The following is a 19,821-nucleotide window of genomic DNA, read 5'->3' as shown; positions in this document are numbered from 1 at the left end:
CGGTCTGGGTTGAGAGTCGTAGCAGAGACTCAGTACTTGCAGTATCAGTACTTGCAGGAGTTGTCGCTCATGTAGTCGTGCACCTTGATCTTGCCGGCGATGATGTCGGCCTTGATGCTTTCGACCTTGGCTTTCATCTCCGGGGTGATCAGCTTGGCGTTGTTCTCGTCCAGCGCCCAGTCAACACCGCCTTCGGCCAGACCCAGGGACTGGATACCCGGCTTCCAGCTGCCCTTGGCGGCATCATCCCAGCTCTTGTACGCGGCCAGACCGACCGACTTGACCATGGAGGTCAGCATGGTGCCCGGCTGCAGGTGGTTCTGGTTGGAATCCACGCCGATGGCCAGCTTGCCTTCATCTTTGGCAGCCTGGTAGACACCGATACCGGTACCGCCGGCGGCGGCATAGACAACGTCGGCGCCCTTGGCGAACTGGGACTTGGCCAGCTCGGCACCCTTGGCCGGGTCGGCGAAGGCGGCCGGGGTGGAGCCGGTCATGTTCTGATAGACGTCGATCTTCGGATTGATGTACTTGGCGCCCTGCTCATAGCCGCACTGGAACTTGCGGATCAGCGGGATGTCCATGCCGCCCACGAAGCCGACCTTGCCGGTCTTGGAGGCGATGGCCGCCAGGGCACCCACCAGGAAGGAACCTTCATGCTCCTTGAAGATGAGGGACTGGACGTTCGGCTTGTCGACCACCATGTCGATGATGGTGAACTGGGTGTTCGGGAACTCGGTGGCAACCTTCTCTACCGCAGAACCCATGTTGAAGCCGACGGCGACTATGGGGCCGTTGCCACGGCTGGCCAGACGACGCAGGCCCTGCTCGCGCTGGGCTTCGTTCTGGGGCTCGAACTCCTTGACCTTGACGCCTTTGTCCTTGTTGTAGACTTCGACGCCGTTGCGGAACACGGCTTCGTTGAAGGACTTGTCGAATTTGCCTGCGGTGTCATAGATGACGGCGGGCTCGGAGGCTGCCTGGGCAGAAAGGGCAGCGAGGGTGAGGGCGGCCACGGTGGCCAGCTTGAGCACTTTAGTCACGATCGTATCCTTGATTGTTATGTGAGGGTCCACAACCTGTCTTGGCAGGTCATAAAGCACGCTGGCTAACTGTAAGTGAGCCAGCCTGTGGGTCAAGGGGATCATAGAGGAAAAACGTTTGCGTTAACGGTTTGAAATATAAGCAAATTGCTTTATAAGTGTTTGTTTTTAGGTTTGTTTGCAGAGTTAAATGCTGTGATTAATAGGCATCAAACGACATTTGTGTTTGTATTCATAAGGTTATGCGCAAGCGTTTTCCTTTGCTGATGAAAAAAGTGGTTTCTATCGGCACCAAATCATGGGGCCAGGCCGCTTCTGCTGGCAGGGGCGTGCGGGCGCCGCACCTCGACTTGGTCTCTGGCCGCTCAGGCCGTATAATCGCCGCCTGTATAAATAAACAGGAGTGGTGATGGACGTTTCAACCCTGCTCGACGGGCTCAACGACAAGCAAAGAGACGCGGTGGCGGCCCCTCGCAGCAATCTGCTGGTGCTGGCAGGCGCCGGCTCGGGCAAGACACGGGTACTGGTGCACCGTATCGCCTGGCTGATGCAGGTGGAGCGTTGCTCACCCTTCTCCATCATCGCCGTGACCTTTACCAACAAGGCGGCGGCCGAGATGCGCGGCCGGGTCGAGAAGGTGATTGGCGACGGGGTGCGCGGCATGTGGATAGGCACTTTCCACGGCATCGCCCACCGCTTGCTGCGGGCCCACCATCTGGATGCGGGCCTGCCCCAGGATTTCCAGATCCTCGACTCCGACGACCAGTACCGCCTCATTCGCCGGGTGCTCAAGGCGCTCAACCTCGACGAGAAGCACTGGGCCCCCCGCGCCGTCATGGGCTATATCAACGGCAAGAAGGACGAGGGGCTGCGCCCCGGCGACATCGACCTCTACGGCGACCCCGTCACCCGCACCTATCAGCAGATCTACAAGACCTACCAGGAGACCTGCGATCGCTCCGGGCTGGTGGACTTCGCAGAACTCCTGCTGCGTGCCCACGAGCTGTGGCTCAACAAGCCCCATATCCTCGAGCACTACCGGGATCGCTTCCAGAACATACTGGTGGACGAGTTCCAGGATACCAACGGCATCCAGTACGCCTGGTTGCGGATGCTGGCAGGGGAGTCCGGCAAGGTGATGATCGTCGGCGACGATGACCAGTCCATCTACGGCTGGCGCGGCGCCAAGATAGAGAACATCCAGCGCTTCCTGACCGACTATCAGGGCGCCGAGACCATTCGCCTGGAGCAGAACTACCGCTCCACCGCCAATATCCTGAAAGCCGCCAACTGCGTCATCGCCAACAACTCTGAGCGCCTCGGCAAGGAGCTGTGGACCGAGGGGGCCGAGGGGGATCCTATTTCCCTCTATGCCGCCTTCAACGAGGTGGACGAAGCCCGCTTCGTGGTCGGCCGCCTCAAGGATTGGAAAGAGAAAGGCGGCCTGCTGGCCGACTGCGCCATCCTCTATCGCTCCAACGCCCAGTCACGGGTGCTGGAAGAGGCGCTGATGCAAGACGCCATGCCCTATCGCATCTACGGCGGCCTGCGCTTCTTTGAGCGCCAGGAAATCAAGGACGCCATGGCCTACCTGCGCCTTATCAACAACAGAGGCGATGACGCCAGCTTCGAGCGGGTGGTCAACACCCCGACCCGTGGCATAGGCGATCGCACCCTGGAGATATTGCGCAACAACGCCCGGGATCAGGGGCAGAACCTCTGGCAGTCCGCCAAGACGCTGCTTAACGACAAGGTGCTGACCGGCCGCGCCGGCAACGCGGTGCGCGGCTTTGTGGATCTCATCGATGCCCTGGAAGAGCAGGTCGGCATGCTGCCCCTGCACCAGCAGGCCGATATCGCCATCCAGCACTCCGGCCTCAAGGCCATGTATCTGGCCGAGAAGGGCGAGAAGTCCCAGGCACGGGTAGAGAACCTGGACGAACTGGTCACCGCCTGCCGCCAGTACCAGCGCCCGGACGAGCTGGAAGACATGAGCGATCTCTCCGCCTTCCTCGCCCACGCGGCGCTGGAATCCGGCGAGAATCAGGCGGACGAATACGCCGATGCGGTGCAGCTGATGACGCTGCACAGCGCCAAGGGGCTGGAGTTCCCCCTGGTGCTGCTGGTCGGCGTCGAGGAGGGCATGTTCCCCAGCCAGCAATCCACCGAGGAGTCGGGCCGGCTGGAAGAGGAGCGGCGCCTCTGTTACGTCGGCATGACCCGTGCCATGGAGAAGCTCTACATCTGTTATGCCGAGAGCCGCCGCATCTACGGCCGCGAGATGTTCCACAAGCCGAGCCGCTTTATCCGCGAGATGCCCGCCGAGTGCCTGGAAGAGATCCGGCTGCGCACCCAGGTGAGCCGCCCCACCCAGTACGGCCGCTTCAGCCAGAACGAGGTGCAGCAGAGCTTCGACGCCAGCGGCATCAAGCTCGGCCAGCGGGTGCTCCATCCGAAATTCGGCGAAGGGGTGGTACTCAACTTCGAAGGAGTCGGCCAGCAGAGCCGGGTGCAGATCCAGTTCGACGACGTCGGCGCCAAGTGGCTGGTGACGGCGTATGCGAGATTGGAGGCACTGTAATCCCCTCACCCTAGCCCTCTCCCAACGGGAGAGGGGATCATCCCCGAGATAGTCTTTGCCTCCTTCTCCCCTTGCGGGAGAGGGGGCCTGTTCCCGAGATCGTCTTTGCTCCCTTCTTCCCTCGCGGGGGAGGGGCCTACTCCGGTGATCGTCTTAGCTCCCTTCTCCCCTTGTGGGAGAGGGGCCTACTCCGGTGATCGTCTTTGCTCCCTTCTCCCCTTGTGGGAGAAGGGTTGGGGATGAGGGGTTCGTAAATGGCTTTGGCTCTTGGCACGGCTGGCGCCGTGCAGGACGCGAGGGCTGGGCCCTCGACAGGGTTTCGCCCGCCCTTCGGGCTTGGGCGAGTGACTTTTCTTTGCGTGGCCAAAGAAAAGTCACCAAAAGAAAGGCCACCCCCGCCAATCCGCTGGCTTCGCCAGTGCCCTCGGGCCAGAGCCAACATCGGACGGGCCGCCGCAGACGGCACATCCCTGTGCCGACTGCGGCTACGCCATCATCCCTGATGGCGTCCCTGACGTTGCCTCTGACCCTCGGCGGATTGGAGGGGGAATCAATACCGTGCCCGACTTTGACTTGGGGGAATCTTGTATGACCGCTTTGGTCAGAATGAGGTGGCGCGATCTTGGACGCCAGCGGCATCAAGCTCGGCCAACGGGTGCTCCATCCGAAATTCGGCGAAGGCATAGTGCTCAACTTCGAAGGGATCGGTCAGCAGAGCCGGGTGCAGATCCAGTTCGACGACGTCGGCGCCAAGTGGTTGGTGACGGCGTATGCCAGATTGGAAGTGCTCTGATTTTACCCTACGTTTGATGCAACCAACCCGGCTGAGGCCGGGTTGATTTTTATATGATTAGATTCGAGATCGTCCGAATACGCTTCGCCAAAGCGCAGCTTTGGCGAGTCCTGCGACCGAAGGAAGTGAGGTTGAGCGCCTTGTTATGTTTTCAGACTATCAAATTCCGCCTTTCTTTTGGAATGTTATTAATAAGCATATCCAACAATTTATCGATGTTATAGTTGTATTCTGCAGAGTAATATACAGGCCTGTTAATTTTAATTCCGGTAGCTTCAAAGACTCTTTCTTGAATAGATGTTGATTTGTTTTCAAGAAAGTTAATCAGTGATTGCTCTGGCTTGCGCTCTCTGTGGTTCCATCCGTACCCCTTCATCGCAATGTCTGCTTGATTAATGGCAACTAATATCCGGTCCTTTTGGAAGTTGGGGACAACAATTTCATTCAGAAGTTTATATGTTGTCCCCATGTCTCTGCTTGAGCCGTCAAGTATTACCAAGACAAGATCAATGAATCCATTTTTTTCGCCGTAGTCTTTGTAGAGCAAGCTTATTATCGACCTACTATGATCTTTGTCGTTTTGCTTCCCATCTCCAAGGCCTGGCGTGTCCCACAGTCTAAAAGAGTCGTTAAGTCTGTAGCTATCAAGGTTCATTGTCTCAGGATCAACTCCACGACCTACTTTGGCAATTTCTTTTTGAAAAATAGAGTTTAGTGTCGTTGATTTTCCTGCACCAGTTACACCTGTCACCATTACGTCAAAAATTATTCCAAGCTCTGATGATTTTCTACTTAACTCTTCGTGCCGGTAATTTTGGTACATATTTACCACCCAAACAAGCCACCAATAAATCCGCATACAGCTCCAACCGCAGCGCCAATTGCTGTTCCTATTACGGGGACGGCAGACCCGATTGCTGCTCCAGCTGCTGCACCTGCCAAGGTGTTCTTCGAGATATGAGTGGCGACTTCTTGAAAACTCTTTTGAGTTTCCTTTTTGTAGTCCATAAGCTCGTCGTCATCTTTCCACATTTCTTTGTCTGTAGAAATGTTTCCAATGTATGAAAGCCTCTTTTCCTCTTTTGTGTTCTTTACGATAAGGAACAATAGCTTTGAGAGATTCCACGGCTTTTGCTCTGAACCTTCGTCTTTATAACCGGCCGAATAATAAATTGGCTCTACATCCACGCCGGTGGCTTCTCTGATTCGTCTTTTTACTGACAAAGCCTTTTCATCCAGAAATTTTACAAGCTCTGGCATTGGTTTGTTGTTTTCATGATCCCAGTGCCTTCCCTTCATTGCAACGTCAGCTTGGTTTATTGCAACAAGCATTCTGTCTTTTGGGTTTTCACCAAGATTTGGGATTACTACTTGATTTATTAATTCGTAAGAGGTTCCAAGATCTCGACTCCCGCCCTCAAGTATCACGAGAACCAGATCAATTAATGGGTTTCCTTCGCCATCAATTTCGTTTAGCTTTTTTATGATTCCTTTTGCGTGGATTATGTCTTTTTCTTTTCCGTCGCCAAGTCCAGGGCTGTCCCATAACACGAGGTTTTCGAGTTCATACTTTTGAATATCCATGGTTTCTGGATCTACGCCAGTCCCAACCTTTGCTACGCCAGAGTTAAACATCGCGTTAATTGTTGAACTCTTCCCGCAGCCAGTTGCTCCGGTAATCATCAGGTTTATTTTTTGCTTTTTGAGCCGGAGAACCCCTTCGAGAAGAGCTTTTTTTTCAGCGTCATTGATTTTTAGTGAATCAATTGAATCTTCGATTTTTTTGAATACATCTTGATTTTTCATGATGACCTCATGGTTGAAAAGAATCTGGGACACCCACCTTTCTGACAGAGGCGTAGCTGGTGAAGCTACGCCGTGTTTTTGATGAAGGTTTCTGATCACTTAACCAACTTGCTCTCCATCACCCCTTGTTTACCCTCCTCTTCGCTGACCTGACTCAGCTTGGATCGGGCCATCAGCAGGCCCATTTTGACCTCCTGCCAGACGTGGTCGTTTTTACCACCCGCCTCGGTGCTGAGGGTCAGGGTGGCATCGTTCTCCGACATGTAAGAGATGCGGCTGCCCGGCGCCCTCTGTTTTGGTTGGAAGAAAGGCAAATAAAGGTTCGCATGGGGCCTTGCGGGTACGCAACCGCTCAGACTGGTACCGATGTGACGAGATTCAATATTCCAACAATTAACCGGCATGGTGCGGCACTTTGACGATACGGCGAACCGCGGCATACTGCCCCGTCACCATATGGGAGTCATTAATGTCTAAATGGATGCCGACACTGCGCAGTTTGGGGCGCTGGTTGTTGCGAAAAGCGGCGCTGGCGCTGCTGACCAGCCTGCTGTTTCTGATTTCGTTTACCCTGTTCCAATACGTTTCCTGGTGGCCTGCACTGGCCGAGGATACTTTCCTTCAATGGGGCGGTTTCTCCCCCAGTCATACCTTGGCTGAGCTGATCCCGGCCATGCTGGAGTTCAGCGCCGTACTCGCTTGTGCTTTCTGGCCCCTGTTTTTGCTGACGCCCCGCCCGCTGTTGCTGCCGCTCTTTGCCGGGCTTTGGTTGTGGCAGACCTATGACATCGCCTTTATGACGGCAACCGCGTCGACCTGGCTACCTCACGAGATAATCCGGACCTTTATCCTGCCTCACACCCACTGGCTGGTGCTCACCCTGCTGGCGCCGCTGCTGCTGATCCGCCAACTTGGCAGGCGACTATTTGCTGGCATACAGGCAACACAGCCATGGGCCGCCATCCTGGACGACAGGCTGTTGTCAGGGGAATCGACCGATTAGGTGAACGTCCGATTACGCTTCGCTAATCGAACCTACACGCCGCATACAGTTGGGTTGTCTGTGTCGTGGCCGAGAGGCTCAGGCCTCAGGCTCCTGCCTGCCGGGCTCACCTCAGCTGAAACGCCTTGACGATAAATTCGATAAAGAGCCGCACGTTGCGGGACTGCTCCTTGTGGAAGGGGTAGACGGCGAACAGGGCGTGGGGGTCGGGTTGCCAGTCGGGGAGCAGTTTAACCAGGGTGCCGTCTGCCAGTTCGCTCGACACAAACTCTTTGGGCACCAGTATCACCCCGAGCCCCTGCACCGCCGCCTGTTTCAGGGCTATGCCGTTGTTGGCGCAGAAGCTGGCGGGCTTCAATTCCACCGCCACGCTCTCCGCGTCCCGGGCGAAGAACCACTTGTTGGGGGAGGATGAGAGGCTGTAGAGCAGGCAGTTGTGGCTCTTGAGATCCTCAGGGTGGGCGGGCTGGCCCGCCTCCTCGAGGTAGTCGGGGGCGGCGCAGAGCACCCGCTGCACCTCGCACAGGGGTTTGGCGCGCAGGGTGGAATCCTCCAGGGTGCCTGCCCCCCGGATCACCAGATCCAGCCCCTGATCCACCAGATCCATATAGGCGTCGCTCAGGATCACCTCGATGCTGATTTCCGGATAGCGGCGCTGGAACTCGCAGACAAGGGGGTTGAGGCGGATTAGCCCGTAGGACATGGGCATGCCGATCCTCAGCCTGCCCCTGGGGGTGAAGGAGGCGGCCATGATGGATTGGTCGGCGGCGTCCAGGCTGTCCAGCACGGCGCATATCTGGCCGTAGTAGGCCATGCCGGATTCGGTGACGCTCAGCCGCCGGGTGGTGCGGTTGATGAGGGCGATGCCGAGAAAGGCTTCCAGCTCGTTGATGTTCTTGCTGACCGCCGCCTGAGAGAGGCGCAGGTCATCCGCCGCCGCCCTGAAGGTGCCCATCTCCACCACCCGGCGAAAGACGTTCAGCGCCGTGATCTTGTTCATCCTGCCCCCGTTAATTCACTACTGGTAAATGATGGCGCCATCATTGCGCACTTTTATCACAATAGTGCGGATCCCAAGGGTGTCCATCCCCCATCCCCGGCCATCGGCCGCCAGATGCAGAGCTGCCCGTGGGAATACAGGCCCGGAGAAGGGCCTTCCGGGGCATGCGGGCCCGGCAGACACGCAGACGCAAGAGAGGTGATGAGCCCTGCGCACCCCGGCCCCGCGCCGACAGGCATAAAGCAGGCGGCAGGGCCCGGGCCCCGCCGCCAGATGGCTCGAACCGGCTTACTGCGCCTTGCCCGGCGCGGGGGGCAGGCTGATGCCGACCTCGGCCCAGGGGTTGGTGCCGAGCAACTGCGCGTGGGGCACCTCGGCCTGGTAGCGCATGGTGAATTCCCTGGGGCCATGGGCGAAGGCCACCAGCAGCCCCTGTTTTGCGTCCATCAGCCCGGCGTGCATGCCCAGCCCGTGATAGCTGATCCGCACGGCCTTGTCCTGAAGGCCCACCTTGTCGATCTGGAAGCGGGCTATGCTGCCGTCTTTCAGGGTAAAGCCCCAGCGGAAGGGGCCGCCGCTGACTACCGTCATCACCTCGTCGATGTCGGTGCCATCCTCTGCTGAGTTGACGTGCATGCGGCCGTATTTCCCCAGCACGGCGCTGCGGGTGCGATCGTCCAGCGCCATCAGGTCATAGACCTTGGGGTAGGGGCCGACGCCGGTCTCTTCGGTCGCCACGCCCCCTCCTTTCACCGCAGGTTCGCGCCCTGCGAGCCTGGCCTGCTCCAGCAGCTCCCCCTGACTCAGGTTGAAGGCCGCAATCAGGGCGCCGTGTTCCGCCCGGGTCAAAGCGCGGCGATGGGAGGCCTCGAGCAGCGGCCTGGCTGCGTCGGGAATCTCGACGGTGACCACGTTGACCCCTATGGGGTTGAGCACTCCGTTGACCGCCTCGACCCCGGTGACGGCGGGGCGACCATCGCTGAACTGCACCGAGACAAGGTCACCGGCTAAGGTGTTGAAAGACATGGCAGAGGCGATGGCGCCGGCTAGCAAAGGGATATGGGGGAATTTCATAACAGACTCCTCGTTCAGGTTCGAGAAGCAGTCTAGGGCGGTGAAGTGTTCACTGAAATGGCACTCAACTGATATCAAAATTCACTGCTGGTAATGAATCGAAGAGGAGAGGGGCCTGCCGGTCGATCCCGCCTGGTCTGGAAAAGATCAAAATCTCTCCCCCGTCTGTGTGTTTGCGTACAGACCGGGCCTGCGGACGGGTCGCACTATCAGATGGGTCGTTTATGTCGCCCAGATGCAACCTTTAGGAGAAAGCCATGACCATTGGAACCGTTCTGCTGATCGTGCTTGTCCTGCTACTGATCGGCGCCATTCCCCGCTGGCCGCACAGCCAGGGTTGGGGTTACGCGCCAAGCGGCGTTATCGGACTGGTACTGACAGTACTGCTCATCCTGGTCTTGCTCGGCAAGATCTAGCCAAGTTCACTTCGGAGAAATCAACAGATGCCACACAGCAACCTAACCCTCGTCGCCATCTCGCTGCTCTGCACCCTGGGGCTGAGCGGATGCGACAAACCTGGGTCGGCGGAACAGGCCGGCAAGAGCATAGATGATGCGGCCAGCGAGACTGGCAAGAAGGTCGATGCCACCCTCGACAAGTATGAAGACAAGGTGAGCCAGCAAGGTGCCGAGAGCGCCCAGGCCTGGGCAGACACCGAAGTCACCACCAAGGTGAAGACCAAGCTCTTCGGCGAGCCCGGCCTGAGATCACTGCAGATCAGCGTCGATACCGTCGGCGGTGTCGTCACCCTGACCGGGACGGCCGATTCGCAAGCCAACAGCGACAAGGCCAGCGCGATCGCGATGGCGGTCGATGGCGTCGAGAATGTCGTCAATCAGCTGACCCTCACCGCGACCCAATAGGGTCGCTTGCTCAAGGAGCACAAGATGGAAATGCACCAAGCCTACCGGGAAAGAATGAGCGCCCAGCTCAAGGAGTGGGGCTGCCAGATCAATTTGCTGGAAGCCAGGCTGGAGACCCTCTCGGCCGACATGAGGGTCAAGGGGAGCAAGGAGCTCCAGGCCCTGCGTGCCAGGCAGCATGCCGCCTCCGACAGCATGGAGGTGCTCGGCAGGGAGAGCGGCGAGTCCTGGGAGCAGGTCAAGCTGACCGCCGACCAGATGTGGCACGATCTGAAGAGCGGTCTGGCGGAGGCCCAGTCCAAATTCAAGTGAGCAGGGATCCCCCTGGGGGAGGCTGGGTGTCCCAAGATGAAAAAAGTCGGCGAACGCCCGGGCCGGGAGTTCGCCGCCCGGGCGGCCAGCATGATGATGTTCACCCGCCGGCGAGATCAGTCCCCCCTTGAATCGCTCGCCTGCATTCACGCTGCTTTTCCCACATGTCGCTGGCTGACCCTGGATGGCCAACGCCCATCCCTCCTTTCATCTCGTCAACCGCCATCACACAGAGCGCTGTGATCCAATCGTTCGGGACAGTCATATCACTCTGGCCACTTACCAAATGGAGATTGATCAAATGAAATGGTTTCAGCGTTGTGCAGCCATTGCCATGGGATTAACCCTGGCAGCCTGTGGGGGGAGTGATAATGACAGCAGCCCGCCCAATGCCACCATCAGGATCAGCCATCTGGCCCCTGATGCCCCCAAGGTTGATGTAAGGGTCGATGGTGCGGCTTTTCTGACGGCCGTTGACTATGGCAGCAGCAGCGGGCTCAAGCCGGTTGCGGCTGGCAGTCACGAAGTCGCGGTCGACGGCATCTTGCCAGGGGGGACGACGACGACAGTCATAGGCCCTGTGTCTCTCGAGCTGAAACCCGACACTCAGTACGACGTGCTGGCCGTCGGCAAACTGGCTGGCAGCGGTGATACCGCCTTTGGTCCCCTGGTGATTGAGCGGCCGAACCAGGCGCCAACGGGCGGTGATATTCGTGTGCAGGTGCTGCATGCCGCACCGAGTGCACCGGCGGTCGACATCCATGTCACCGCGCCGGGGGCCGCCCTGAGCAGCCCGACGCTGGCCAATATTCCGTTCAAGACCTACAGCGACCCCCTCACCCTGCCGGCAGGGGAATACCAGATCAGGCTGACCTTGCCGGGTACGGTAGATGTGGTTTATGACTCTGGCCCGCAGACGCTCAACGCCGGGGCTGACCTGCTGATCGCGGCGATCGATAACCTCGGGGCGGGGCCAAGTCCGGTGCAGTTGCTCGCCATCGGCGATGCTGGCGCCACCCCCATCCTGTCTGTCGATGAAGAGGCTCAGTTGAGGGTGGTCCATGCCGTTGCCGATGCCCCTGCCGTCGACATCTGGGTGAATGGTGTTGCCCCGACAGCGGCCCCGCTGCAAGGATTGGCCTTCAAGGGGAACACCGGGTATCTGGGGCTGGCCGCCGCCGATTATGACTTTGTGGTCACGCCAACCGGAGCCGCCACCCCTGAGGTGATCAGTGCCAGCGACGTGCCGCTCAAGGCGGGGGGTCGCTACTCCCTGTTTGCCGTGGGCCAGTTGCTGGACCCCTCGGGTGAAACCATAGAGCCCTTGCTGCTGACGGATACCGGACGTGTGGTTGCTACCGAGGCCCAACTGCGGGTGCTCCATGCCGCCCCCACGGCGCCGGCGGTCGACATCTATCTGACTGCGGGCACAGACATCAGCGGCGCGTCACCGGCGCTCAAGGCCATGCCCTTCAAGGCAGACAGCGGCTATCTTGCCATTGCCGCCGGTGATTACCATGTCACCGTCACGGCCTCGGGTGACAAGACCCCTGTCATAGGTCCCCTGCCGGTCACCCTGGCCAATGGCCAGGTGCTGACAGCCGCGGCCCTGTCTGACAGTGTTGGCGGCGTGGATCCTGAGCTGCTGATCCTGGACGACATCAGCAGCAAAAAATGACCCTCTGCTAGTCAACCGACTCGCAACCTGACCCAAACTGAGCCCTTCAGTTTGGGTCTTTTTATGGCAGAAAATCTGGGTGTCCCAGGATGATGACGTCGGCGAGATCAGGCCCCCTGCCAGCGCTTGAACAGCACGCTGGCATTCACGCCGCCAAAGCCGAAGCCGTTGGAGATGGCGTGCTCTATCCGCATGTCACGGGCTGCGCCCCGTACTATGTCCACGCCGTCGGCGAGGGGGTCGGGCTGTTGCAGGTTGCGGGTGGCAGGCACCCGCTGATCGCGAATGGCCAGGGCGGTGAAGATGGCCTCTATGCCCCCGGCGGCGCCCAGCAGATGGCCGGTGGCAGACTTGGTGGAGGTCACCGCAATCTGGTTGTCATCCCCAAATACGCGTTTGATGGCGGCCAGCTCCCCCCTGTCACCCACCGGAGTCGAGGTGGCATGGGCATTGAGGTGCTGGACATCCGCCGCCTGAATGCCGGCCTGAGCCAGGGCCGCCATCATGGCGCGGCGTGCGCCGTCGCCATCTTCGGGACCGGCGGTGAGGTGATAGGCGTCGGCACTGGTGCCATAGCCCACCAGCTCCACTATGGGGGTGGCGCCCCGGGCCAGGGCGTGTTCCAGGGATTCAATCACCAGGATCCCGGCCCCTTCGCCCATGACAAACCCATCGCGGTCGACATCGAAGGGGCGGGAGGCCGCTTCGGGGTCATCGGCATAGGCTGAGGACAGCGCGCGAGCAGCGGCAAACCCGCCCAGACTGACGCGGTCAATGGTGGCTTCGGCCCCGCCACAGATGGCGATGTCGGCCTCACCGCAGCGAATGAGCCGGGCGGCGTCGCCAATGGCCTGCACCCCTGCGGCGCAGGCCGTGACCGGTGCCCCGAGCGGCCCCTTGAAGCCGAAGTTGATGGAGACATGGCCCGCCGCCATGTTGACCAGGAAGGAGGGGATGGTGAAGGGGGACAAGCGGCGCGGTCCCCGCTCATCCGTGGTGCGCACCGCATCGACGATGGCGGGGAAGCCGCCGATGCCCGAGGCGATGATGGTGGCGGTGCGCTCCTGCTCCGCCGCCGTCCTGGGGGCCCAGTTGGCTTGCAGCAGGGCCTCCTTGGCCGCGGCAATGGCAAAGAGGATGAAGCGATCCATCTTCTTCTGCTCCTTGATCGGCACCACTGCATCAGGATCAAACCCGGCCAGGGGATCTTCTGCCAGGGAGGGCACCATGGCGCCCACCTTGGCGGCCAGCCCTTCGGTGAAGGCCTCCGGCAGGCGGCGCAAGCCGGACTGGCCCGCCAGCAGCCGCTGCCACACTGTTTCCACCCCATATCCAAGCGGGGTCACAGCTCCCATTCCTGTCACCACGATGCGAGTTGAGCTCATGATTCTGATTCCTGTTTCGAAGGGTTATCGCCGCTCATCACGCCATTGGTATGGCGCAGACGCTGCTTCATGCCGTCACTGGCGGCCGGTCCCGGCACCAGGGTGTGGCGCGAGGGTGAAATCTCCTGACCCGTGCGCCTGTCCACCAGCATGGGCTCGACCAGCTCGCCCGTCTGGGCATCCCTCAGCTGGATGCTGGCTCCCTCGGGCGCAAGGTGGTTATTGCCCCAGGTGAGCAGCGCGATCAGCACGGCGCTGAGATCCTGGCCGCGGGGGGTGAGCGCATATTGATAGCGAGGGGGGCGTTCGGAGTAGAGCCGCTTCTCCATCAGCCCCCCCTCGACCAGGGCGGTCAAGCGCCGGGTCAGTATGTTGGGGGAAATACCAAGGCTCTTTTGAAATTCATCGAAGCGCGACAGGCCATGCATGGCATCGCGGATAATCAGCAGACTCCACCACTCGCCGACATGATCCAGGCTGCGGGCGATGGGGCACTGCTGTTCACTCAGACTCTTCTTGCGCATATGGGTTATCAGGTTACTTGCATAATGGAAGTCACCATACGGCCCTTACTTCCATTATGCAAGTGACTAGTGCCGTCCGGTGGTGGGCGATGGTAATAGGCACCTTGGGAGAGGGGAAATCTGGGACACCCACCTTGCAGGGCATGTCATCGCCAGGGGGCTGCCGAGAGAGGCTGTGGGCGCCATGGGGCCTGGCTCCCGGCAATGGGGCGGCACTTGTGGTATCAAGTCAGTGTTACTCCCCCCAACCAGAGCACATCGGAGAAGAATCATATGCTGGCGCTGATCACCACGGCTCACCACACCAGTTACCCCAATCCCATCGGCTTTAGCGCCGGGGAGCGGGTGCGTATCGGCCACGAGGATGACGAGTTTCCGGGTTGGGTGCGCACCTTCACGACGGACGGCAACGAGGGGTGGGCGCCGCTGTCGCTGCTGACGCTCCTCGGGGAAGGGGAGGCGCTGGCGCGCCAGGATTACACCGCCCGCGAACTGGATGTGGTGGTGGGTGAAAGGGTCAGGGTGGAGAGAGAGCTGGCCGGCTGGCTCTGGGTGCACAACGAAACAGGGGGCTCGGGCTGGATACCGGCAAGCTGCATCGCCTCACCGTCATGAGGCAGGGCCGCTCTGCGTTGCCTAAGGCGGCAGGGGGGCCGTCAACATAGTGGGATGAGGGAAAGGAGAGGGTCAGGGAACCCAGAAACCCGGCCGTCAGCTGGGGCGCGGCGGCCGGGTGAATTGTAAAGAGTAGGGTGACGGGGAAGGGGATCAGCCTAGTCTAATCAACTCTATGGGCGCATAACGCTCTTGGGTGTTTGCCAGCAGCACGCACTTCTCATGCTCCGCCTCATAGGGGGTCAGGTTGTCGGTGTGAGCCTCCTTCAGGGTATCGACCGCGCCGGTGGCGGCAATCATGACGCGCTGGCCCAGGGTCAGCACATTGCGGTTTCTATCGTAGATCTTCATGGCATTCTCCTTTTCGGGTGTGGGTCCCGGCCCGTGCTGGGACAACGGGCCCAGACTACGCCTCCGAAAAAACGAGATGCCTGTCACAGATCAAAAAAAGGGGAAAGAGGGACTCAGGGAGCCGGGCGCGCTGGCAAGGGGCCCCGCCGAGGCCGCCATTGCCTGTCGCAGGGCACGCGGGTCGCCTCCGCTTTTCATCGCCACAGGCTCGAACCGGAAAAGGGATGGGTTATAGTGGAGCCGCTCGTTTAACTGCCTTCAACCAACCGGGATCCCATTATGAATCGTGAAATTGCCGCCCAGTTCATCAAGATGCTGACCAACCTGGACCAGTGTCTGGCCAAGGCCGAGGCCCATGCCGCGGCGAAGAAGTTCAATGTGGAGAACTTCTTCAATGAGCGCCTCATCGTCGACATGCTGCCGCTGAGCAAACAGGTGCTGATCTGCTGCGACAGCGCCCGCGCCCTGGTGGCCACCGCCAGCCTGAGCGAGCCGCCGGTGCTGGGGGATGATCCCAAGACAATGGCGGATCTGCGCGCTCATGTAGCCAAGACCATCGCCTATCTGCAGAGCAAGCTGGACGCCGACTTCAGCCAGTATGCGAGCGGCCACTACTACCCCTACTGGGCGGGTGGCAAGGGAATGGACGGCCACAGCTGCGTGCACGAGTACGGCATCCCCAACTTCTACTTCCACCTGACCATGACCTATGCCCTGCTGCGCCAGGCCGGGGTCGATCTCGGCAAGAAGGACTACCTGGGTGGCCTGAACCTGCAATAAGAACCCATCCCATCAGGCTATTTAACTCGCCATTTTGAACCCAGGCAGTGCTCGAAATCCTCACGTACTCCAGTACGCTCCGGTTTCTGCGCGCTGGCTGTGTCCAAACTGCCTTCGACAATGACGCCTATTGGGATAGGTTGTAAGCCGCTGCCCTGCCGGAATGAAAAGAGCCTGCCATCCGGCAGGCTCTCTGCTTTTTGGGCCCCGGCATTCCCGGGATGGCATCGGCTTATTCGCTCGGGATCTCGGGCTCCACCAGGGCGGCGAGCTGGGTCAGGGACTCCTGCCAGCCGAGATAGCACATCTCGACCGGGATGAGCGCGGGTATGCCGGCCTGCTCTATGGCCAGTTCGGTGCCGCACAGCACCTGGGTGAGGGTGATGGTGACCCGCATCTCCCCGGGCAGTTTGGGGTCGTCGAAACTGTCTGTGTAGCGGATGCGCTTGCCCGGTTCCAGCTCGAGATATTCACCGCCGAAGGCATGGCTGTGGCCGCTGCCGAAATTCGTGAACGCCATCCTGAAGGTGCCGCCGACCCGGGCCTCCAGATGCTCCACCCGGCAGGTGAAGCCATGAGGCGGCAGCCATTTGGCCAGGGCGTCCGCCTCGATAAAGGCTCTGTATACCCGCATCGGCGGGGCCTTGAGTACGCGGTGCAGTGTCACAGTTCCAGTCGTCATGGGGGAGCCCTCCTCGGTTGGTCCGCAGCAAGAATAGTCGCCCACGCCGGAGTTGGCCGCAGCCGGGCTTTCCCTCAGCCGCCGAGGGCTATGGTGGCCAGTACTATGGCGACGCCCGCGGCGGCGAAGAGCACGCCTATCAGCAGGGGGCGGGGGGAACCGGCATAGCGGGCGAGTCCGTAACCAATCCCCATCAGCATCAGCAGGGCGATGGCGTGGGAGAGGCGCAGGGCCGGCACGGGATCCTGCATGAAGATGAAGGGCAGCAACACGGGGAAGGTGGAGAGGAACACCATGAGGAAGACCCCCAGGCTGTTGAGCAGATCATTCCAGCGCCAGACGCCCCCCTGACCCAGTTCGGGGCGTTGTTGCAGACGCACCTGCCACTCCCTGAGTTCAGGGTCGCGGCAGATCGCCGCCAGCGGGCCGGGCAGGGCGTCTCGCAGCGCCGCTATCCCCCTCTCGTCACCGGGTGTCAGCAGGCGCAACTGCTGCAACAACCGCAGGGCCCGGCTTCGTTCGGTCAGGGTGGTGATGAGGTAGACGATGGCATCTATCATGCCCCAGGCGATGTTGCAGCCGATGCCGGCGATCAGCAGATCCCTGATCTCGGCGCGCCCCGCCTCGAGCGCGTTGAAGCACCCGGTGAAGGTGAGCACCATCAGCAGGCCGAACAGGATCTCCGAGTAGCGGGAGATGGGGTCTATGGGGGAAAAACGGGGTGGGTTCATGGGGCTGTCTCTGGATGGACGTTGAGACATGAGCATGGAAGTGGCCCACGGCAAGATCAAGGAGACCCGGTGCGCCAGTCAGGTGCCGTCAAGCCTGGCGCAGCGGATGGCCCCTGCTGCTGTCATGTTCCCTGTCCTGCGTCGTACTTCTTCGCTAACGCAGTGATTTTTCAGCGGATTGGCGAGGAGTTGATCAAGGTAGAGGTTATTGCCGCCGTTCGCTCATATAATCGCCGCCATGCAAGCGACTCGGAAGGATTCGATGACAAAGCCGATGGTGGCCCTGCTGGGGTTGTTTTACGCCTGCCTGGTGTGGGCCAACCCCGTTCCCTTCGTGGCCAGTCCGTCACCGGTGCAGGGGAAGATGGAGCCGCTGCTCTCCTGGTTCACCGGCGAGTTCTCCAGCCAGGAGCAGGCCGGTTACGACCCGCGTTTCACCAGTGCCGAGCTGCGACTGGTGGAGATCTGGCCCGGGGAAGGCCCCTTTCGCTGGGTCTATGCCGAGCAGTTCCTGACCGAGCGGGCGGTGCGCCCGTTCCGTCAGCGCATCTACCGTTTCTCCCCGCTGCCCGATGGTCGCATCCTGATGGCCGAGCTGACCATGCCGAGGGCCACCGATTTCGCCGGCGCCTGGCGCCAGCCCGAGCTGCTCGACTCCCTCACTCCGCAACAACTCTCCCTGCGTCAGGGCTGCGAGATCTGGCTGACCCGCCAACCCTCCGGGGAATACGCGGGCCACAGCAGGGTCGGCAGCTGCGCCACCAACTTCGGCGGCGCCAGCACCCTGGTGCAATACCTCTGGATCGGTCCCAACAGCGTCAGGCTGCTGGACAGGGCCTACGACAACGACGCCCATCAGCGCTGGGGCAGCCCGGGGGAGGGGTATCTCTACCTGCGCAAGGTGAAGCAACGGGGGGAATGACCCGGACGGCGCCGTGTCACGCCGGCATGTCCAGCGCCTGGCGGTGCTCGCTGAGGTAGTCGATCAGCAGTCGCAGCCGTAGCGGCATGGGCTCTCTCGCCGGATAAAGCATGTTGACCGGGCGCGGGGCGGGCAGGGCATCCGGCAGTATTTCCAGCAGGGCGCCGCTGGCCAGCTCCTGGCTCAGCAGGGCCCGCGGTTGCAGCACTATGCCCGCATGATTCAACGCCGCCACCTTGAGGGCGCTGCCCTGGTTGCTGATGAAGGGGCTGTCCCACAGGTGCAACTGCTCGAGGGGAAACTTAGTGGCCAGGCTCGACTGGGTCAGCCAGGGGGTGAAGCCCAGGCAGTGGTGACGGGTGAGATCCGCGAGTTCCTGCGGGGTGCCGTGCCGTTGCAGGTAGTGCGGGGAGGCGCAAAACACCGAGGCCGAGTGGGCCAGCGGCCGGGCTATGTAGGCGGCATCCTTGGGGGTGCCGACCCGGAAGATGAGGTCGAAGCCATCACCTATCACGTCGACCAGCCGATCACAGAGATCCAGCTCGATGCGGATCTGCGGATACTGTGCCATGAAGCGGCACAGCAAGGGGGTCAGCCGATAGCTGCCGAAGGTGATGGGGGCATTGATGCGGATCTTGCCCGCCGCCTGGCCGGTGTGGGCCTGGGTATTCTGCTCCAGCGCCCTGTAGTGTTGCAGCAGGCTCTGGCAACCGCCGAGGTACTCCCTGCCTGCCTCGGTCAGGCTCTGGCAGCGGGTGTTGCGGTTGAGCAGACGGGAGCCGACCCTGGCCTCCAGCCATTTGATGTACTTGCCGATCATGGCCGGTGTCATCTCGAAGCGGTCCGCCACGGCACTGAAGCTGCCCGCGCGGGCGACCTCGACGAAGATCTCGATGGCGGTCAGACGGTCCACTCTAAACTCCTGGTTTATAAAGCCGAGCGCCACTATGTCTGGCTGGCGAAGCGGCTGTCAATATACTGGGCGGCATCCAACCGACCGGGAAATGCCCTGCGATGAGTCTCGATTATTACGCCCTCTACCTGTTGCTCGCCCTGGGGACTGTACTCAGTCCCGGGCCGGCGGTGATCTACACCATAGGCAACACCCTGACCCGGGGAAGCCGCCACGCCATCGCCGGCTTTGTCGGGGTGGCGGTGGGGATATTGATGGTAGCGACTCTGGCCTCGCTGGCGGTGATCTGGTTTACCCACTGGCTGGCCGGGGGCCAGCAGATCCTCACCCTGGGGGGCGCCCTCTATCTGCTCTATCTGGGGGTGAACTCCTGGCGTCAGCGCGCGGTGAGCCCTGTGATGGGCAAAAGCTCGGATAGGGATTGCTGGCGCAGCTTCGTCAAGGGGGCGCTCATCAGCCTGCTCAACCCCAAGGCGATCATCTTCTTCACCAGCCTGTTTCCCCAGTTCATCGACTTTCGCCAGGGGGCGCTGGGCCAGTGCCTGCTGCTGGCGCTGACCTTCAGCGCCGTGGTGCTGGTGGTGCACGGCGGCTACTGTCTGGTGTTTCGCTGGGTGGGCTTGCAGGGCTATGGCGAGCGCTTCGCCAGGGGCATCAACCGGCTGTCGGCCGTGATGTTCACCGGCTTCGCGATCCTGCTGCTGATAAGGGCGCTGGGCTGAGAGAGGGCCGGGCGGTGAATCCCGCCCGGTGAAGAAGAGCGGG

Annotated in this window: 21 protein-coding genes and 2 pseudogenes; 11 read left to right on the top strand and 12 right to left on the bottom strand. The window is 60.7% G+C overall.

All coding sequences use genetic code 11. The features are described 5' to 3' along the window. Positions 1 to 44 precede the first annotated feature (44 nt). Positions 45 to 1,043, bottom strand: a complete 999-nt coding sequence (locus OC537_RS17810; protein ID WP_041212138.1) for a BMP family protein — start codon at positions 1,041 to 1,043, stop codon at positions 45 to 47. Between the two features lie 409 nt (positions 1,044 to 1,452). Here OC537_RS17810 and uvrD point away from each other — a divergent pair, with 409 nt between their 5' ends. Continuing rightward, positions 1,453 to 3,624 (top strand): DNA helicase II, encoded by a 2,172-nt coding sequence (gene uvrD / locus OC537_RS17805; RefSeq protein ID WP_262113195.1) that lies wholly within the window; start codon positions 1,453 to 1,455, stop codon positions 3,622 to 3,624. A gap of 587 nt (positions 3,625 to 4,211) precedes the next feature. After that, positions 4,212 to 4,417: pseudogene (locus tag OC537_RS17800) on the top strand (hypothetical protein); the annotation flags it as partial. A 151-nt stretch (positions 4,418 to 4,568) separates the two neighbouring features. Here the strand turns inward: OC537_RS17800 and OC537_RS17795 are convergent. From OC537_RS17795 to OC537_RS17785, 3 genes and pseudogenes are all read right to left on the bottom strand, one after another. Then, complete coding sequence (locus OC537_RS17795) at positions 4,569 to 5,240, bottom strand: GTPase family protein (protein ID WP_262113191.1); 672 nt, start codon at positions 5,238 to 5,240, stop codon at positions 4,569 to 4,571. Positions 5,241 to 5,242: 2 nt separating this feature from the next. Continuing rightward, positions 5,243 to 6,223, bottom strand: coding sequence for a GTPase family protein (locus OC537_RS17790; RefSeq protein WP_262113189.1), 981 nt, complete (start codon positions 6,221 to 6,223; stop codon positions 5,243 to 5,245). A gap of 95 nt (positions 6,224 to 6,318) precedes the next feature. Next, positions 6,319 to 6,519: pseudogene (locus tag OC537_RS17785) on the bottom strand (hypothetical protein); the annotation flags it as partial. 173 nt (positions 6,520 to 6,692) lie between these two features. Between OC537_RS17785 and OC537_RS17780 the strand changes: the two are divergent. Further along, the gene (locus tag OC537_RS17780; protein ID WP_262113185.1) at positions 6,693 to 7,226 is read left to right on the top strand and encodes a hypothetical protein; all 534 of its coding nucleotides are present in this window, start codon (positions 6,693 to 6,695) and stop codon (positions 7,224 to 7,226) included. Between the two features lie 106 nt (positions 7,227 to 7,332). Here OC537_RS17780 and OC537_RS17775 read toward each other — a convergent pair whose 3' ends face one another. Next, the gene (locus tag OC537_RS17775) at positions 7,333 to 8,226 is read right to left on the bottom strand and encodes a LysR family transcriptional regulator (protein WP_262113183.1); all 894 of its coding nucleotides are present in this window, start codon (positions 8,224 to 8,226) and stop codon (positions 7,333 to 7,335) included. 288 nt (positions 8,227 to 8,514) lie between these two features. Beyond that, positions 8,515 to 9,300 (bottom strand): hypothetical protein, encoded by a 786-nt coding sequence (locus OC537_RS17770; RefSeq protein ID WP_234691260.1) that lies wholly within the window; start codon positions 9,298 to 9,300, stop codon positions 8,515 to 8,517. 257 nt (positions 9,301 to 9,557) lie between these two features. Between OC537_RS17770 and OC537_RS17765 the strand changes: the two genes are divergently transcribed. The 4 genes from OC537_RS17765 (at position 9,558) to OC537_RS17750 (ending at position 12,153) form a co-directional block, all read left to right on the top strand. Next, complete coding sequence (locus tag OC537_RS17765; RefSeq protein WP_106885292.1) at positions 9,558 to 9,716, top strand: DUF3309 family protein; 159 nt, start codon at positions 9,558 to 9,560, stop codon at positions 9,714 to 9,716. A 27-nt stretch (positions 9,717 to 9,743) separates the two neighbouring features. Beyond that, complete coding sequence (locus tag OC537_RS17760) at positions 9,744 to 10,163, top strand: BON domain-containing protein (RefSeq protein WP_106885291.1); 420 nt, start codon at positions 9,744 to 9,746, stop codon at positions 10,161 to 10,163. A gap of 24 nt (positions 10,164 to 10,187) precedes the next feature. Next, positions 10,188 to 10,475, top strand: coding sequence for a hypothetical protein (locus tag OC537_RS17755; protein WP_111911690.1), 288 nt, complete (start codon positions 10,188 to 10,190; stop codon positions 10,473 to 10,475). Positions 10,476 to 10,776: 301 nt separating this feature from the next. Beyond that, positions 10,777 to 12,153 (top strand): DUF4397 domain-containing protein, encoded by a 1,377-nt coding sequence (locus OC537_RS17750; protein WP_234691259.1) that lies wholly within the window; start codon positions 10,777 to 10,779, stop codon positions 12,151 to 12,153. A 107-nt stretch (positions 12,154 to 12,260) separates the two neighbouring features. Here OC537_RS17750 and fabF read toward each other — a convergent pair whose 3' ends face one another. Both fabF and OC537_RS17740 read right to left on the bottom strand, forming a co-directional pair. Further along, positions 12,261 to 13,538: a beta-ketoacyl-ACP synthase II gene (gene fabF, locus OC537_RS17745; protein ID WP_234691258.1), complete on the bottom strand. Its 1,278-nt coding sequence runs from the start codon at positions 13,536 to 13,538 to the stop codon at positions 12,261 to 12,263. After that, complete coding sequence (locus OC537_RS17740) at positions 13,535 to 14,062, bottom strand: winged helix-turn-helix transcriptional regulator (RefSeq protein ID WP_171277064.1); 528 nt, start codon at positions 14,060 to 14,062, stop codon at positions 13,535 to 13,537. The genes fabF and OC537_RS17740 overlap by 4 nt, the downstream gene beginning before the upstream one ends. Before the next feature lie 273 nt (positions 14,063 to 14,335). Here OC537_RS17740 and OC537_RS17735 point away from each other — a divergent pair, with 273 nt between their 5' ends. Next, complete coding sequence (locus OC537_RS17735; protein ID WP_262113175.1) at positions 14,336 to 14,677, top strand: ligand-binding protein SH3; 342 nt, start codon at positions 14,336 to 14,338, stop codon at positions 14,675 to 14,677. A gap of 153 nt (positions 14,678 to 14,830) precedes the next feature. Here OC537_RS17735 and ydfZ read toward each other — a convergent pair whose 3' ends face one another. Continuing rightward, entirely contained in the window at positions 14,831 to 15,028 is a 198-nt protein-coding gene (gene ydfZ / locus OC537_RS17730) for a putative selenium delivery protein YdfZ (RefSeq protein WP_106885287.1), read from the bottom strand. Positions 15,029 to 15,307: 279 nt separating this feature from the next. Here ydfZ and OC537_RS17725 point away from each other — a divergent pair, with 279 nt between their 5' ends. Then, complete coding sequence (locus tag OC537_RS17725; protein ID WP_106885286.1) at positions 15,308 to 15,808, top strand: DUF1993 domain-containing protein; 501 nt, start codon at positions 15,308 to 15,310, stop codon at positions 15,806 to 15,808. Between the two features lie 232 nt (positions 15,809 to 16,040). On the opposite strand, the gene OC537_RS17720 is transcribed toward OC537_RS17725, so the two are convergent. Together OC537_RS17720 and OC537_RS17715 are read right to left on the bottom strand one after the other, a co-directional pair. Beyond that, on the bottom strand, positions 16,041 to 16,490 hold the full coding sequence (locus tag OC537_RS17720; RefSeq protein ID WP_262113172.1) for an SRPBCC family protein: 450 nt from the start codon (positions 16,488 to 16,490) through the stop codon (positions 16,041 to 16,043). Between the two features lie 74 nt (positions 16,491 to 16,564). Next, the gene (locus OC537_RS17715; protein ID WP_111911680.1) at positions 16,565 to 17,221 is read right to left on the bottom strand and encodes a hypothetical protein; all 657 of its coding nucleotides are present in this window, start codon (positions 17,219 to 17,221) and stop codon (positions 16,565 to 16,567) included. A gap of 262 nt (positions 17,222 to 17,483) precedes the next feature. Between OC537_RS17715 and OC537_RS17710 the strand changes: the two genes are divergently transcribed. Then, positions 17,484 to 18,143: a chromophore lyase CpcT/CpeT gene (locus tag OC537_RS17710; RefSeq protein WP_262113169.1), complete on the top strand. Its 660-nt coding sequence runs from the start codon at positions 17,484 to 17,486 to the stop codon at positions 18,141 to 18,143. 16 nt (positions 18,144 to 18,159) lie between these two features. On the opposite strand, the gene OC537_RS17705 is transcribed toward OC537_RS17710, so the two are convergent. After that, entirely contained in the window at positions 18,160 to 19,056 is an 897-nt protein-coding gene (locus OC537_RS17705; RefSeq protein WP_262113167.1) for a LysR family transcriptional regulator, read from the bottom strand. A gap of 101 nt (positions 19,057 to 19,157) precedes the next feature. Here OC537_RS17705 and OC537_RS17700 point away from each other — a divergent pair, with 101 nt between their 5' ends. Continuing rightward, positions 19,158 to 19,778 (top strand): LysE family translocator, encoded by a 621-nt coding sequence (locus tag OC537_RS17700; RefSeq protein WP_106885282.1) that lies wholly within the window; start codon positions 19,158 to 19,160, stop codon positions 19,776 to 19,778. Positions 19,779 to 19,821 lie beyond the last annotated feature (43 nt).

The organism is Aeromonas sp. Marseille-Q5825, from assembly GCF_946892685.1.
Lineage (GTDB): Bacteria > Pseudomonadota > Gammaproteobacteria > Enterobacterales > Aeromonadaceae > Aeromonas > Aeromonas rivipollensis.
Note: the sequence above shows the minus strand (reverse complement) of the source record. Positions and strands in the feature narration are given on the sequence as shown.

Excerpts from the sequence above, each read along its gene's own strand:
- uvrD (WP_262113195.1), top strand. The coding sequence starts at position 1,453 with ATGGACGTTTCAACCCTGCTCGACGGGCTCAACGACAAGCAAAGAGAC.
- OC537_RS17795 (WP_262113191.1), bottom strand. The coding sequence starts at position 5,240 with ATGTACCAAAATTACCGGCACGAAGAGTTAAGTAGAAAATCATCAGAG.
- OC537_RS17790 (WP_262113189.1), bottom strand. The coding sequence starts at position 6,223 with ATGAAAAATCAAGATGTATTCAAAAAAATCGAAGATTCAATTGATTCA.
- OC537_RS17780 (WP_262113185.1), top strand. The coding sequence starts at position 6,693 with ATGTCTAAATGGATGCCGACACTGCGCAGTTTGGGGCGCTGGTTGTTG.
- OC537_RS17775 (WP_262113183.1), bottom strand. The coding sequence starts at position 8,226 with ATGAACAAGATCACGGCGCTGAACGTCTTTCGCCGGGTGGTGGAGATG.
- OC537_RS17770 (WP_234691260.1), bottom strand. The coding sequence starts at position 9,300 with ATGAAATTCCCCCATATCCCTTTGCTAGCCGGCGCCATCGCCTCTGCC.
- OC537_RS17765 (WP_106885292.1), top strand. The coding sequence starts at position 9,558 with ATGACCATTGGAACCGTTCTGCTGATCGTGCTTGTCCTGCTACTGATC.
- OC537_RS17760 (WP_106885291.1), top strand. The coding sequence starts at position 9,744 with ATGCCACACAGCAACCTAACCCTCGTCGCCATCTCGCTGCTCTGCACC.
- OC537_RS17755 (WP_111911690.1), top strand. The coding sequence starts at position 10,188 with ATGGAAATGCACCAAGCCTACCGGGAAAGAATGAGCGCCCAGCTCAAG.
- OC537_RS17750 (WP_234691259.1), top strand. The coding sequence starts at position 10,777 with ATGAAATGGTTTCAGCGTTGTGCAGCCATTGCCATGGGATTAACCCTG.
- fabF (WP_234691258.1), bottom strand. The coding sequence starts at position 13,538 with ATGAGCTCAACTCGCATCGTGGTGACAGGAATGGGAGCTGTGACCCCG.
- OC537_RS17740 (WP_171277064.1), bottom strand. The coding sequence starts at position 14,062 with ATGCGCAAGAAGAGTCTGAGTGAACAGCAGTGCCCCATCGCCCGCAGC.
- OC537_RS17735 (WP_262113175.1), top strand. The coding sequence starts at position 14,336 with ATGCTGGCGCTGATCACCACGGCTCACCACACCAGTTACCCCAATCCC.
- ydfZ (WP_106885287.1), bottom strand. The coding sequence starts at position 15,028 with ATGAAGATCTACGATAGAAACCGCAATGTGCTGACCCTGGGCCAGCGC.
- OC537_RS17725 (WP_106885286.1), top strand. The coding sequence starts at position 15,308 with ATGAATCGTGAAATTGCCGCCCAGTTCATCAAGATGCTGACCAACCTG.
- OC537_RS17720 (WP_262113172.1), bottom strand. The coding sequence starts at position 16,490 with ATGACGACTGGAACTGTGACACTGCACCGCGTACTCAAGGCCCCGCCG.
- OC537_RS17715 (WP_111911680.1), bottom strand. The coding sequence starts at position 17,221 with ATGAACCCACCCCGTTTTTCCCCCATAGACCCCATCTCCCGCTACTCG.
- OC537_RS17710 (WP_262113169.1), top strand. The coding sequence starts at position 17,484 with ATGACAAAGCCGATGGTGGCCCTGCTGGGGTTGTTTTACGCCTGCCTG.
- OC537_RS17700 (WP_106885282.1), top strand. The coding sequence starts at position 19,158 with ATGAGTCTCGATTATTACGCCCTCTACCTGTTGCTCGCCCTGGGGACT.